At 46.4% G+C, this 14,352-nt stretch carries 9 protein-coding genes and 1 pseudogene; 4 read left to right on the plus strand and 6 right to left on the minus strand.

Annotation, left to right across the window (positions count from 1 at the left end; all coding sequences use genetic code 11):
- Nucleotides 1-302 precede the first annotated feature (302 nt).
- On the plus strand, nucleotides 303-2,732 hold the full coding sequence (locus ACPYIV_RS19480) for a glycoside hydrolase family 95 protein (protein ID WP_425884705.1): 2,430 nt from the start codon (nucleotides 303-305) through the stop codon (nucleotides 2,730-2,732).
- Nucleotides 2,733-3,292: 560 nt separating this feature from the next.
- Here the strand turns inward: ACPYIV_RS19480 and ACPYIV_RS19485 are convergent.
- The 5 genes from ACPYIV_RS19485 to pstC form a co-directional block, all read right to left on the minus strand.
- Entirely contained in the window at nucleotides 3,293-4,495 is a 1,203-nt protein-coding gene (locus ACPYIV_RS19485) for a porin (protein WP_299361949.1), read from the minus strand.
- A 39-nt stretch (nucleotides 4,496-4,534) separates the two neighbouring features.
- A complete protein-coding gene (phoU, locus tag ACPYIV_RS19490) occupies nucleotides 4,535-5,212 on the minus strand; it encodes a phosphate signaling complex protein PhoU (protein ID WP_293734762.1) in 678 nt (225 codons plus the stop codon).
- Nucleotides 5,213-5,300: 88 nt separating this feature from the next.
- Nucleotides 5,301-6,053 carry a phosphate ABC transporter ATP-binding protein PstB gene (pstB, locus tag ACPYIV_RS19495; protein WP_293740937.1) on the minus strand — a complete coding sequence of 251 codons (753 nt, stop codon included), beginning with the start codon at nucleotides 6,051-6,053 and terminating at the stop codon, nucleotides 5,301-5,303.
- An 11-nt stretch (nucleotides 6,054-6,064) separates the two neighbouring features.
- Nucleotides 6,065-6,919, minus strand: coding sequence for a phosphate ABC transporter permease PstA (gene pstA, locus ACPYIV_RS19500; RefSeq protein WP_293734760.1), 855 nt, complete (start codon nucleotides 6,917-6,919; stop codon nucleotides 6,065-6,067).
- Nucleotides 6,920-6,927: 8 nt separating this feature from the next.
- A complete protein-coding gene (gene pstC / locus ACPYIV_RS19505) occupies nucleotides 6,928-8,118 on the minus strand; it encodes a phosphate ABC transporter permease subunit PstC (protein ID WP_299361941.1) in 1,191 nt (396 codons plus the stop codon).
- Between the two features lie 139 nt (nucleotides 8,119-8,257).
- On the opposite strand from pstC, the pseudogene ACPYIV_RS19510 reads away from it, so the two are divergent.
- Both ACPYIV_RS19510 and ACPYIV_RS19515 read left to right on the plus strand, forming a co-directional pair.
- Nucleotides 8,258-8,653 (plus strand): annotated as a pseudogene (locus ACPYIV_RS19510) (AAA family ATPase); the annotation flags it as partial.
- Nucleotides 8,637-8,891 (plus strand): PD-(D/E)XK nuclease domain-containing protein, encoded by a 255-nt coding sequence (locus ACPYIV_RS19515; RefSeq protein WP_370648570.1) that lies wholly within the window; start codon nucleotides 8,637-8,639, stop codon nucleotides 8,889-8,891. The pseudogene ACPYIV_RS19510 and the gene ACPYIV_RS19515, both read left to right, overlap by 17 nt.
- Before the next feature lie 386 nt (nucleotides 8,892-9,277).
- Here ACPYIV_RS19515 and ACPYIV_RS19520 read toward each other — a convergent pair whose 3' ends face one another.
- Nucleotides 9,278-10,153 carry an Rpn family recombination-promoting nuclease/putative transposase gene (locus ACPYIV_RS19520; protein WP_425884709.1) on the minus strand — a complete coding sequence of 292 codons (876 nt, stop codon included), beginning with the start codon at nucleotides 10,151-10,153 and terminating at the stop codon, nucleotides 9,278-9,280.
- A gap of 719 nt (nucleotides 10,154-10,872) precedes the next feature.
- On the opposite strand from ACPYIV_RS19520, the gene ACPYIV_RS19525 reads away from it, so the two are divergent.
- Nucleotides 10,873-14,223: a DUF6383 domain-containing protein gene (locus tag ACPYIV_RS19525; protein ID WP_425884711.1), complete on the plus strand. Its 3,351-nt coding sequence runs from the start codon at nucleotides 10,873-10,875 to the stop codon at nucleotides 14,221-14,223.
- Nucleotides 14,224-14,352 lie beyond the last annotated feature (129 nt).

The raw sequence follows: 14,352 nt of genomic DNA on the forward strand, positions 1-14,352 counted from the left end.
CACGGGGCCAAGCCTGTTCCCGCACTTGAAGCTGTCAACAGAACAACAAAGTCGGCAGTAGTACCATCCTCAACAGAGCCGTCAGGCTCTATCTCCGGCCTAAGCTGGTGAGCGTTAAGCGCAGAGACCGCAGTGAGCGTCCGGAGCGTCTGCTGTTTGAGCGAAGCGAGTTTCAGACGCGACAGCGAACGAAGGGAACGGAGTAGCGAAGCAGGTTCGGCCTTGATCTTTTGGTTACTTTTGGATCAAGCCAAAAGTAACAGATAAAAAAGAAAAATTTAATAATTAAATATTTTGATACTATGAAACTGAAATGTCTATCATTCCTATTGCTATTCCTGGCTGGATGCAATATGCCCGATATGAAAACGGGTAAACCTTTATCCTATCATTTCGACGCCCCGGCGGAGATATGGGAAGAAACCTTCCCTTTGGGGAACGGACGCCTCGGGTTGATGCCCGACGGTGGTGTCGATACGGAGAAGATTGTTTTGAATGAAATCTCTATGTGGTCGGGAAGTAAGCAGGAGACGGATAACCCGCAGGCTTATTACTCGTTAGGCACGATCCGCAAACTCCTGTTTGAAGGGCGTAACGATGAGGCACAGGAGTTGATGTATAATACTTTCGTTTGCAAAGGCGAAGGTAGCGGACAGGGGCAGGGGGCGAATGTCCCTTATGGCAGCTACCAACTGCTGGGTAACCTGGTTCTGGACTACGATTATCAGGGTAACTCCGATTCGGTCTCCGGATATAGGCGTGAATTGAATCTCGATAATGCGATTGCAACAGCTTCTTTCAGAAGAGGGAAGGTGACGTATAACCGTGAAGTCTTTACCTCCTTTGAAGATGATTTGGGAGTGATCCATCTGACTGCCGATGCGGATAAAGCGCTGAACTTCTCTTTGGGTATGAACCGCCCGGAACATTATAAGGTGACGGCCGAAGGTAATGACCTTTTGATGCAGGGCCAACTGTTCGACGGTGTCGATACGCTTGAGATGAAAGGCCTCCGTTATGCATCGCGTGTCCGTGTCATCTTGCCGAAAGGCGGAACGGTTACTCCCGGCGATTCGACCGTTTCCGTCCGGAATGCTTCCGAAGCGATCCTGCTGGTGAGCATGGCTACCGATTATTTCGATAAAGACCTGGATGGGAAGATCGCTTCCCTGTTGGCGGATGCCGAAAAGAAAGATTTCGCCTCTTTGAAGAAAGGTCATATTGCAGTTTATCGTTCCCTGTTTGGCCGCGTGGAGTTGGATTTGGGACATTCTTCCCGTGAGGATTTGCCGATAGACGAGCGCCTTGCCGCTTTCAATGCTGATCCGGACGATCCTTCCTTAGGTGCGCTCTATTTCCAGTTCGGCCGCTACCTGCTGATCTCTTCCACCCGTGTAGGGTTGTTGCCTCCTAATTTGCAGGGACTTTGGTGCAATACGATCAATACGCCCTGGAATGGTGATTATCATCTGAACATCAACCTTCAGATGAATCATTGGCCGGCAGAGGTGGCGAACCTCTCCGAACTGCATCTTCCGCTCGTCGAATGGACCAAACAACAGGTTGTCAGTGGTGAACGGACTGCCAAAGCTTATTATAACGCCCGGGGTTGGGTGACGCATATCTTAGGGAATGTCTGGGAGTTTACCGCACCGGGGGAACATCCGTCATGGGGGGCGACCAATACTTCTGCCGCCTGGCTTTGCGAACATCTGTATATGCATTATCTCTATACGTTGGATAAGGAGTATCTGAAAGAAGTTTATCCCGTGTTGAAAGGGGCTTCCCTGTTCTTTGTGGATATGTTGGTCGAAGATCCCCGGAACAAATATCTGGTAACGGCTCCGACAACTTCACCTGAAAACGGTTATAAACTGCCGAACGGCAAGACGGCGCATATCTGTGCCGGTTCGACTATGGACAATCAGATCGTCCGCGAACTGTTCAGCAATACGATCGAGGCGGCCGGTATTTTAGGACTCGATTCTGCTTTTGCCGGCGAACTGGCATCGAAATGTGACCGCCTGATGCCGACGACAATCGGCAAGGACGGCCGTATCATGGAATGGCTCGAACCGTTTGAAGAGACAGAACCTCACCATCGCCACGTCTCCCATCTTTACGGCTTGTATCCGGGTAATGAAATATCGATGGAGCGTACACCCGAACTTGCCGAGGCTGCCCGCAAATCGCTTGTGGCCCGTGGCGATAAGAGCACAGGCTGGTCGATGGCCTGGAAGATTAATTTCTGGGCGCGTTTGCATGATGGCGACCATGCTTATAAATTGTTTGTCGACCTGCTTCGTCCGTGTGTGGACCGCAAAACGAATATGACGAATGGCGGTGGGACATATCCGAACCTGTTCTGTGCACATCCCCCCTTCCAGATCGACGGGAACTTCGGCGGTTGTGCCGGTATTGCCGAAATGCTGGTACAGAGCCAGACCGGACGGGTCGAATTGCTCCCCGCCCTGCCTTCTGCCTGGAAAAGCGGCAGTTTTAAAGGCCTGAAAGTTCGTGGAGGCGGAGAAGTGTCAGCAAAATGGAAGGAAGGATTGTTAACGGAAGCCGGTTTGAAAGCGTTGGTCTCCGATACGTTCCGCATCAAACTCCCGGCCAATTCCGCCAATATGAGCATTAAGATCAACCAGAAAGCCGTTTCCCTCCCGGTTGTTGACGGTATGTTGGTCGTTGAGTTACAGGCTGGGGATCAGTTGGGGTTGATGTTTTAATTGCATAAATGCTGATTTATCTGTTACTTTTGGCTTGATCCAAAAGTAACCAAAAGATCAAGGCTTAACCGTCTGGGCTACTCCGGGCAAAGGCTCCGCTGTCGCCTGCGAAACTCGCTTCGCTCAGACAGCGCAGGCTCCGGACGCTTCGCCTTTACCCTCCGCTTTACGCTCACCCGCTTAGGCCTTTCTTAGAAAACAGCGCTTTCTCTGGGGATTGCCGATACCGACAGTTCTTTTACGATATCGGCAATTCTTTTATAATACCGGAGGTCCTTTAGCGTCCCCGTGTGGGGCACGGGGCCAAGCCTGTTCCTGCACTTGAAGCTGTCGACAGAACAACAAAGCCGGCAGTAGTACCATTCTCAACAGAGCCGTCAGGCTCTATTTCCGGCCTAAGCTGGTGAGCGTTAAGCGCAGTGACCGCAGTGAGCGTCCGGAGCGTCTGCTGTTTGAGCGAAGTGAGTTTCAGACGCGACAGCGAACGAAGGGAACGGAGTAGCGAAGCAGGTTCGGCCTTGATCTTTTGGTTACTTTTGGATCAAGCCAAAAGTAACAGATTAATATAAAGGCAACTTATATACGAACCCCACCGATAAGCGCTGTGTGTTTTCAATAGTAACACCCAGCGCTTTTGCTTTTTCCGTCAGGCTGTAGGAGCGGGCTGTTCCTGTCAGAAAGATATGCAGGTTTTCGTCCGCCATCGGATAGAATTCGATACCGGCCTGATAGCCCCAAGCCGTACGGTATTTCCCATTGGGGAGCTCTCCTTCTTTATCACCTTCTTTATAGACCGAGCCTGTTTCATACATTCCTTTGGCAAAGACATTCCATTTCGGATGGAAGCGGTAATTCATCTCGGCTACGAGTGAAAAATACTGGACATTACGCAAGCAGACAGGCCCTTCTTCACTCTCTTCGGATGGAGGAACCAACTCTGTAAGGATACCTAACGGATCGAGCGAACCGCGTGTGTACATCACATCCAGATATCCGTCGAGCGGCCCGGTGCAAACGTTGTGCCCGGCCCATGCCATATACATCCATTTCCCTTTCGCCTGTTCTCCGGCCGTGGCGGAATAGCGGAGGTTTATGACTTCGTCCAGATAGCTGCTGTTCCAGTTAAGCGTGTAGAAGAGCGGAGCGCGTGGCTTTTCAATTCCGGCAGGAAGCAGGCCGTAAGCGTCCTCCATGCTGCCGATACGGTTGTCCGTTACCTGTACGCGCAGCTCCTGTGAGGATATCGGCTGGTAAGCAAGCGTGACACCAGTAAAATAACAATCCATATATTCGTTCATATCGCTATATTCGTATATGGCATACGGGTCGAGATCATACTCGAATCCACCCCAGGCGGCATCCTGTTTTCCTAAAGTGACCGTGAACTTATCGTTGAGGCGGTAGCCGATCAGCGCATATTCGATCGATTCCGGCAAGTTCTCCAGGTCCATCCCTTCGTTCCCCTGGTTGAGATTCTGGCGGTACCAGTAGAAAAGGCGGTCATTCACTTCACCGGTCGCTTCGAGCTTGATATGATTGAAACGGAAAGCGGCTTCATCCAGTTTGCTCCCGATGAAAAAAGTGTTGAAAGAAGCGTGCATTTCCAAATCCAGGTTGAATACATTATTGCGCTTGGGAATCTTTGTCGCATATTCAAACAGGGAAATACCGGATGAATCCCGTTCGGGGATGAATGATTGAGCCTGTACGGAAACAGTCCATAAAAAGAGGGCTGACAGCCAGAATGCCGTTAGTCGTTTCATTGTCGATTACGATTATGTTTGATTCTGGCTGCAAAGATATTATTTCCCTTCCGTTTTTCCGATATGTTTCATCACCTTCGCATCCAGATAGAAGATCAGTTCTTCTGCGATATTGGTGCAATGGTCGCCGAAACGCTCCATCTTGCGGATGACCCCTGCCATGTAAAGGCCGGCAAGCGCGCTGCCCGGGTGCGTTTCGATATATTGGGCGATAAGAGGAGTCGAATCGTGATTGATCTCGTCGATGATGTTGTCCTTTAGGAAAATGCGGGATGCGATCTCTGAGCTTTCCTTCTCAAAGGCTTCCTGGGCCAACGATATCATGGTAAGAAGTTCCTGTAGCATTTCTTCTACGCGCGCGATCTTTACTAATTCCGGGTCGATCGGTTCTCCTGCCGGCAGATTGACAGAGAAGCGTGCGATGCTTTCGGCGAAGTCGCCGAGGCGTTCCAGATTCGTGTTGATCTTGTACATGGCAAGAACGAAACGCAGGTCGATGGCTACCGGTGCGTACAGGGCAATGATATCTTCGCAATCGCTGTCGATCTTCAGCTCGAATGCATTTACGCGGCGTTCACGGCTGAGCACTTTATAGGCCAGTTCCTTGTCTCCGGTCAGCATGGCTTCACCGGCATTGTATATCTGCTGGTGGACAAGCGCCCACATCTCGTTTATCGTATTCTTTAACGCTGCGATCTCTTGTTCTATAACCTTCATGTTTGTGATTTATGAATTATGATTTATGAATTATGATTTGTGATTTATGATTTAGATGTCGATGATAAATCATAAATCATAAATCTTCTCATCCGAATCGCCCGGTAATATAGTTCTGAGTCGATTCTTTCTCCGGATTGGTGAAGATCTTGCGGGTTTCACCATATTCGATCAGTTCGCCTAAATAGAAATATCCCGTCTTGTCGCTCACGCGGGCAGCCTGTTGCATATTGTGTGTGACGATTACGATCGTATATTCCTTTTTCAGTTCATGGATCAGGTCCTCGATCTTGCCTGTGGAGATCGGGTCGAGGGCCGAAGTCGGTTCGTCCATCAACAGGATGGAAGGGGAGATCGCCAATGCCCGTGCGATGCAGAGGCGTTGCTGCTGGCCGCCGGAGAGGGCAAAAGCCGAATCCTTCAGCTTGTTCTTGACCTCATCCCAAAGAACGACCTGCTTCAGGCTTTTAACTACGGTCTCTTCAATGTATTCGTTATCCTTAATGCCGTTTACGCGTAGGCCGTAAGCCACATTTTCGAAGATTGTCTTCGGGAACGGGTTCGGTTTCTGGAATACCATTCCCACATTTTTACGGAGCGTATCGACTTTTTCCCCTTTGCTGTATATGTTCCGTCCGTCGATGAATATCTTCCCTTCCAGACGTGTGTCGGGGATCAGGTCGTTCATGCGGTTAAACAAGCGGAGGAAAGTTGATTTGCCACAACCCGACGGGCCGATAAAGGCTACCGAGGTATTGGCTTCTATCTGCATTGAAATGTTTTTCAACGCATGGAAGTCGCCGTAATAGAAATCTACACTTTGAGCATCAATCTTTATCATTGTATCGTTTATTAATTCATTTTTACTTTCTTAGCGAAATAATTACGCAAGAGGTTTGCCAGTAAGTTGACAACCAAGACGATTGCAATCAACACCAAGGCCGTTCCGTAGGCCATGCCCCGGGAGGCTTCGATATCCGTTCCACTTGTGGATATGACATACAGATGGTAAGGCAACGCCATACACTGGTCGAAGATGCTTCCCGGCAATTGAGGCAGGAAATAAGCTGCTACGGTGAACAGGATCGGAGCCGTTTCGCCCGATACGCGTCCGACCGACAGGATAAGGCCGGTGATGATATTCGGGAAAGCCATCGGGAGCACGACGCGGCGAATCGTCTGTAATTTCGTCGCGCCTAATGCTAAGCTTCCGTGCCGGAACGAATCGTCAATACTTTTCAATGCCTCTTCCGTCGTGCGGATAATCAGGGGTAACGACATCAATGCCAACGTAAACGAACCGGCAATGATCGAGTCGCCCCAGCCCAGCGTATTTACAAACAGCGACATACCGAACAGGCCGAATACGACCGACGGCACTCCGCTCAGGTTGTTTGTCATAACACGGATGAAACGGACTAATTTGCCGTTTGTCGCATATTCGTTCATATAGATACCGCTCATGATCCCGATCGGAAAACTGATGAGGCTGCTTCCGAGGATCAGGTAGAAAGTCCCGACTATCGCCGGAAAGATTCCCCCTTTCGTCATCCCCTCTTCCGGCGCTTTCGTCAGGAAATCCCAACTGATCACGCTGCCTCCTTTAATAAGGATGAATCCTAAGATCACGAACAGGATTGCCACGACTAAATAACTCAACAGGGTGAAGAACCCGAATGCAAACTTTTGAGATGTTACAGGTGTCATAATGCTAATCAGATTTTTCTTTTAGATGAAATATACTCGACGGAGATACTCAATATCAGTGTGATCAGGAAGAGGACGGCTCCGAGCAGGAACAACGCTTCGTAGTGTGCGCCTCCGGCGGGGGCTTCTCCCAGTTCGGCAGCGATCGTCGCGGGAATGGTTCGCACCGGTTCGAAGAAGGAGGTCGGGATGACGGCTGCATTGCCGGTCACCATCAGGACTGCCATCGTCTCGCCTATTGCACGTCCGATCCCCAGCACGATTGCGGAGGTAATGCCGGAAATGGAGTACGGGATGATTACTTTGTAGATTGTCTGCCATTGGGTGGCACCTAAGGCGAGGCTTGCCTCTTTCATGGCGCGGGGTGTCGTTCGCATAGCATCTTCCGCAACGGTGATAATCGTCGGGAGTGCCATGATCGCCAGGACTACGCTACCGGCAAAAGCCGTTTCGCCGACAGGCAGGTCGAATGTTTTCTGGATGAGTGGTACGATCACCACCAAGCCGAAGAAACCATAGACAACGGACGGGATACCTGCGAGTAACTCGATGATCGGCTTCAACAGGTCGCGTGTCCGCTTATTCGCTATTTCCGCCATATAAATGGCAACCGCAAGCCCGAAAGGGAGCGAGAGGGCGATTGCGCCGATGCTGACCAGCAAAGTGCCTAACAGCAAGGGAATCAATCCGAATATCGGGGCCGGTGTGGAGGTTGGATACCATTTCGTCCCTCCGAAAAATTCCCCTAATGTGATCTTTTCTTCAGGTAGGACTTTTCCCTGAAAACCGTTTTTCAGTAAATACTGTTTGGGGAAGAAAGCGATGATGCCGGGCTCTTTCGCCACCAGCTCGCTGATCTTTTGCGGGACATACTGGAACTCGTCGCCCAATTCTTCCTCCGGATAATAATTGGTCAGATCGGAGAACCGGAATATTAGGATCTCCTGATCCATTCCGCCGATCTCTTTCCAGTTGGTAATATTACCGTCAAAAATATCCATGACCTTCTCCGGTGATAATTTCCCGACATCGTTGCTTTTATTTACGGCAAGAACGTACCCCTCTTCTGTGGCCGGAGCATTGAAAAGGCCGCCGGCCTCTTTAAACAGAAAGAACACGATCAGCAAAATCGTAAAGCTACTGATACTTCCGCTGATGAGCAATCCTCCTTCTACAATCTTTTCGAAAAACTTTCTCACTTTGTTTACCTTTTTATTCTGCCACAAAGGAACGAAACAGATATTAAGAACAGATTAAGGCGCTTTGAAGTGGATGTTGCATTTGTGTTTCAAATATATTACAACCAATAAGAGGTTGCTGCTTTGTTGATAAAAAGGAATGTTTGAATGGATAATCCATAGGATTGACTATTTTTATATAGACAAAACAGAACTGATCTACCAATTAGTGAAGACTGGTAATTACTATTTCTTAAGCCGTCCGCGCCGATTCGGAAAAAGCCTTTTGATTTCCACCTTGGAAGCCTATTTCGAAGGCAAGAAAGAACTTCTCGAAGGTTTGGCGATGGAGCAGTTGGAAAAAGATTGGGTGGAACATCCGATTCTGCATCTTGATTTGAATATTTCCCAATACGATAGTATGGATAGTTTATATAGTATATTGAATGAATCTTTGTCGCGTTGGGAAGAACTGTATGGAACCCGTCCGTCGGAAACGACATTGCCTTTACGCTTTGCCGGTGTGATCCGTCGTGCGTATGAAAAAACAGGCCGGCTTCTATGTCAAGGCAGAGTATCATACTTCGCGGGGCCGTATCGATTTGGTTTTACAGACTGACCGCTATATTTACGTCATGGAATTTAAGCTGAATGGCACAGCCGAAGAAGCCTTGCGGCAGATAGAGGATAAAGGCTATGCCGTCCCGTTCCGAAGTGACTCGCGCGAGTTGTTCGAGATTGGCGTGAACTTCAGTGACGAGACGCGGAATATTGCGGGTTGGGTAGTGAGGTGAGTGAAAGCAGCTACGAAAATTACATGGGCTTGGCACAACAGTTTCCCTCGGCATGAAACTTCTGTTCCTCATTTTTTGGCAAAGGTAAATCTGTCTTTTTTAATATATCAAATTACAATAAGCTCTCTAAAAAGGAGTATATTTGTATTTGTCTATTATCCAGCTGTTTGTATTATTCCGAGTTTCTTAAAAAATATTACCCGCAAGTGTAATTTGAAATATATGGGGTAGAAAACCAAATTAGATGCGCTACTGTTTCGATTTGGACCAACGGGTATTTTGGCAAATCGTACAATAAGTAAAATATGCCAATAGATAAACCAAAATCAGCCGGATTGTTATATCTTTAAACAACCCGGCTGACTTTATTGATAAGCATCGAAGATTTACAAACCGCTAATTTCTTCCACCGACAAACCGGTGCATTGCGCTATCGTTTCGATATTAACTCCCTGTTTCTTGAAATTGGCTGCAATAAGGCGTTGTTCTTCTATTTTGCCTTTCTCCATCCCGTCTTCAAAACTGGTGTCGAGGGCGGCGGAGAGATCGCGTTCGACGGAAAGGCTCAATTCGTATTCTAAGCGCTGGTCGGGAGTCATGCGCTCTACCTCCACGATGCTTTTCAGCTTCCGGAATATCTGATTGTTCAGTTCTTTGGGTAATCGTTCCATGATCTCGATGTTGTTTAAGACATATAACCACTTCTTATAAAGCGTATCACACTCATGCAAAGGTAATACAAATTTCGGCATTTCAAGATAGATTTCATTAAGCGTTTCACTAAACGGGACCTTCAACTCACGATCCATGCGGACGATGTCCCAGCGGTATTTGTCTGGCAACGACGGTTCCATGATGTAATTCAGGACACAAATGACGTACACTTTATTGATCTGGTAGTTCCAGCGTTTACGAACCGCCTCGTCGGGTTCCTTCTCCAACTTTTCCTTTACGATCATCGTCTGTTGCTGGATAGCAAACGAAGCGTAGTATAACACTCTGTCTGAGAAATACTTCTGACGGCTTTTCTGCATCTCGACAATAAACACTTCGCCTTTTTCGTTCTCACAAAAGATATCGAAGACAGCCCGTCGCTGGTCTTGTTTCAGGCCGAGCATCTCGACGTTCCGAAACGTGATGTCGACTATCACTTCTTGCTGGATAACTTCATTGAGAAAACTGATGATAAGATCTTTACTTAATTCGCTCCCGAAAATCAACTTCCACCCGTAGTCCGAAAAAGGATTGACAAATTTACTCATAGCTAAAAGTTTTAGTTATGCCCAATAGCAGGCATGCGGTAAATGTAGGCATTATTATTTACATCGAATACATATTGAGGGATTTATTTCAAGATTTGCAAGATAGGTACTATAAATGAGGAGTCAAATATGCCAAGAAACGAACTGTATTTTGTTACCCTGGCTTTCCACTGTTCCATAAGTAGGGAACAACAGCTTATCGGCAAGTTTACTGTTTTTATTCTCCAAACCTGGGGGAATGTTGCATAAAAGGCCTTGTTTTGTTCTGTAATCCATCTATTTTGGAAAATTATGGGCCTTTCCCCTTGTTGATTCGGAAAACCTATTTACCTTTGCAACGATTCCGTAGTGGGCAGCGGCCCACGGAGCGCGGGATCAATTACATATTGTAAGCATTTTACGAAGATTATTCCTTACATGAAAATCTGGAAAATTTTTAAGTTTGGTGGAATAATGGACAGTAAATGCTTGCGCTGGTTACGTATAAGTTCATCTACCATTTTCATGGGAAGATTGTTTTATATCGTATAAGGCGCGGGCTTTTGTTCTATTATTACCAAGCGGGCTATTCCAGATGCCTCATGTTTGATAATAGACAACGTGCCCGCGTTTTTTTTATGCCCGTTCATAAGCATTCGCGGGGGAGTTGTTCTCTCCTTCGTGAAATTAGTTGTTGGATTTTTAAACACTATTTTATTAACAATTAATTTTTAATGATTATGAACAAGAGATTTTCTACTCTTTTGGCTGCCGCTCTGGTGGCCGGTGGACTATCCTTTAATGCGGCAGCAGCTTCTGTTGATGCTAGTACGCTAAAGGATGGCTCTTTTATCCATTTGACGATCGGTAGTGGTTCTACTGACTATTTAGCAATGGATGAAGCAGGTAATTTTAAGAAAGTTGAGGCAGCCACTTGGAGAGGAAGTATTTCCAATTTGCTGGGGACTCTTTGGCAGGTAAAGTTAAATCCTCATTCTTCTGTAGCTGGTATAACTTACACCTATTCATTTACCAACAGATTGTCTGGCCAGAAACTATCTATCAAGTTACAGTCTGATAAGGTAGACGGTGGTCGGGCTACGGCTATCAAAGCAAATGAAAAGAATGGTAATACAGACTGGGCCTGGGATGCAACCAAAGGTCTTTATGTTGTTAAAAACTATGGTGCAGGAAAGGATACTACCTTTACCATCGGTTTTAATGGAACAACTGGAGAAATCGACTTTAATGCTACTAAAGGGACAGATGTTCAAAGCGTAACATCGGCCTTGTTGAAAGGTGATGTTTCTACAAATGCTGTTAAATTGTCCGCTGGAGATTTTAATGCATTGGTTGCCAGCAATAGTGGTCGTCTGTTCTTTACGGACGAAAATGTTTCTTCTACAGAGACTAATGTTTTGACAGATAATAAATGGAAAGCAGTCAATGTCACTTTTGATGAAACAGGTAATTATAGAGCAGCAAGCTCTGGAACACGTGCTCTTTTCCTAACAAACGGAAAAGAACATAAAGACCGTATGAATGATGATATGACTGCAGCAGATGTAACACAAAAAGAATATCTGTTGGTTGACTATAAGTTCTACGACCCCAGCAAAGAGTTTAATGTATTGAATGTGGATACTATCGCAGTTGAACCAAGTTCAAATAAGGTCAGTACTTTATCTGAGCGAACAAAGATTGCTAAACATCATCCTGCAACTGCAGCGTTTATCGCAACTTATTACATCCCGAATGATTCTTTAGTAATTGCTCCGTTGTTTGCTCCGAAGTCATTACCGGTAGCCTCTACTTTGGATGCTATGCATACTGCATTGCCAACAGAAGGTGAAGTTGCTGCTGTTAAAACTGTTGTGGACAATTTGAAGGCAGGTGTTACTCTGTTCTCTACTCAGAACAAGGCAACAGATTTTCCTGAAGGTGCAAAATTTGCAGAAGTACAGAAGTTTACAGAAGCAGGAGCTGCAGGTACTGCAAAAACAGGTCAGGATTTGATTGATGCTGTGAAGACTGCAATAAAGGGCATTGTTTATTCTACGACTGCTGCTGATAAGAAAAAGCAAGAAGCTTATGTTGCAGCTGTAAATAAATATTTGACAGCTCTTAATGGTTTGGAAATAACAAAGGTATCTGAATCAGATGCAGCAGCTCTTGTTTCCACTTCCGCTATCAAAGACGGTGCAAACTATGCTGATGGCTTGAATGCCCTTGATGTTACTCTTTTAGGAACAGGTAAAGGTGCTTCTATTACTACAAATAAGCAAGTGGTAATCCGTAAACTTTCTAACACGAAAGTTCTGACGATCGGTGCAGATCCTGCTACTCCTGCCAATGGCAACTTGGTTGCAACCATCAAAACATCCGACAAAGACGCTACTATCGGTGGTGACGCAACAATCGCTGAAGGTCTGTATTATGTAATTGATGCAGAAAAAGAAGCAAGTGCCGGTGTTGCTAACAAATATTATGGCTTGTACTTTGATAAAAGCCCGGTTAATGCTGCTAAGTATGTAGCAAAAGCTCAGGCATTCAACCCGTATGCTCAATTCGTAGTTTCTAAAGCAGCCGGTGTAGACAAAGGTAATTACACGATCGAAAACCGTGCAACAGCAGATGCTGAGTGGCAGGGTGTAACTAACGTTGTCGACAAAGACAAAAACATCTTCACTATCGGTAGCGATACAATCCAGTTGGTAGCAGCCGAAGACGTAGATGCAGACAACGCTTATATCGGCTTCAAATATATCACAGCTAACGATGCCAAGAACAACAAGTTCACGATCACTTCTGCTGCTGACGTATTGGAAGGACAGAGCATTGTAATGACAAAAGACTCTACGCTGAAAGTAGCTGCTCCGGAAGACGAAGTGCTGTACACTTTAGTTCCTTCTGCTGAAGGCAAATACGGTGTAGAAGATGCTTTGAAGAAAGTGACTTACACAATCATGGATGCCGACAGCGCATTTATCATCAAAGATGCAAGTGACCGCTATGTATTCTCTAACGGTAAATATGCAACAAAGAACGGTACTCCGGTTCAGTTCTCTATGATCGCTGTAGATACGGATTCTACTTTCGTATTGTTTGATGATGTTAACGACAAAAAGTTAGTTGTCAGCACTCAATACAAGACCATCTCCGGTGAAGGTTTGGACGCTCGTAACGATATGTTTATCGTTAAACCGCAGTCAGCTCCTGCCTCTTACAAATCTCTGCCGAAGCACGTACGCATCCAGGCTATCAATGGCGACTATGCTGCTGTTAACGCTAAGAACCAGGGTATCGCAGTTCGCGAAGGTGACTTGAAAGCTGATGCTTATAGCAACTTAGACTTTATCTTCTGGTTGGATACCGCTCATTATGACAATGCTGCTCCTTACACTTACTACATCACAAAGGGTGTTAAGGCTACTGAAGAAGTTGCTGCAAGCAGACTGTATATGTGGAACTCTGTAGACTCTGCTGATGCAAAGGATGCAAACAAAGAACTTCCGTACATCTATGGTACAGGTGCAAGCCGCGTTATGTTCCGCACAGCTTCTATCATGGCTCAGGATACCTTGTTAGTTCCGGCTTTGGATGCTGCTGCCAAGATCGACACAGTTTCTGTTGCTGATGGTAAATCAGTTGATGGCTTGAAGAACGCTGTTAAAGCAGGTGTTAAGAACTTCCAGTTCAGCTTCGAATTTGCAAGCAAAGACGCTGAAGGCGAATACAACATCGTATGCCAGAACAACAATGGTAAGAACTACGTTCACAACATCAACGGTGTATTGGCAATGGGTCCGAAAGAAGATGCAGTTGTCGTAAACGTTCTTGACGTTTCAGCTGAAGACGAAACCGCTACAGATAACGAAACTATCGCAGCTAAAGGCGTGAAAGTGATCGCATCTGAAGGCCAGGTAGAAATCACCGGCGCTGCAGGCAAGAAGGTTGTTATCAGCAACATCTTAGGCCAGCCGGTTGCCAACACGGTTCTGACTTCCGACAACGCTGTAATCGCTGCTCCTCAGGGTGTGGTCGTAGTAGCTGTTGAAGGCGAAGAAGCTGTAAAGGCTATCATAAAATAAGATTGAATTTATAATCAAATAATTCTAAAATGTTTGGCCGCGTGCCGTGGAAACGGCAATTACCCTGCGACAGGCGAACAAGCGGTCAGATTTAATATTAATAATACTAAAGTATATTGAATTTAAAAG

It is taken from the genome of Parabacteroides vesiculifaciens (genome assembly GCF_049860805.1).
GTDB lineage: Bacteria > Bacteroidota > Bacteroidia > Bacteroidales > Tannerellaceae > Parabacteroides.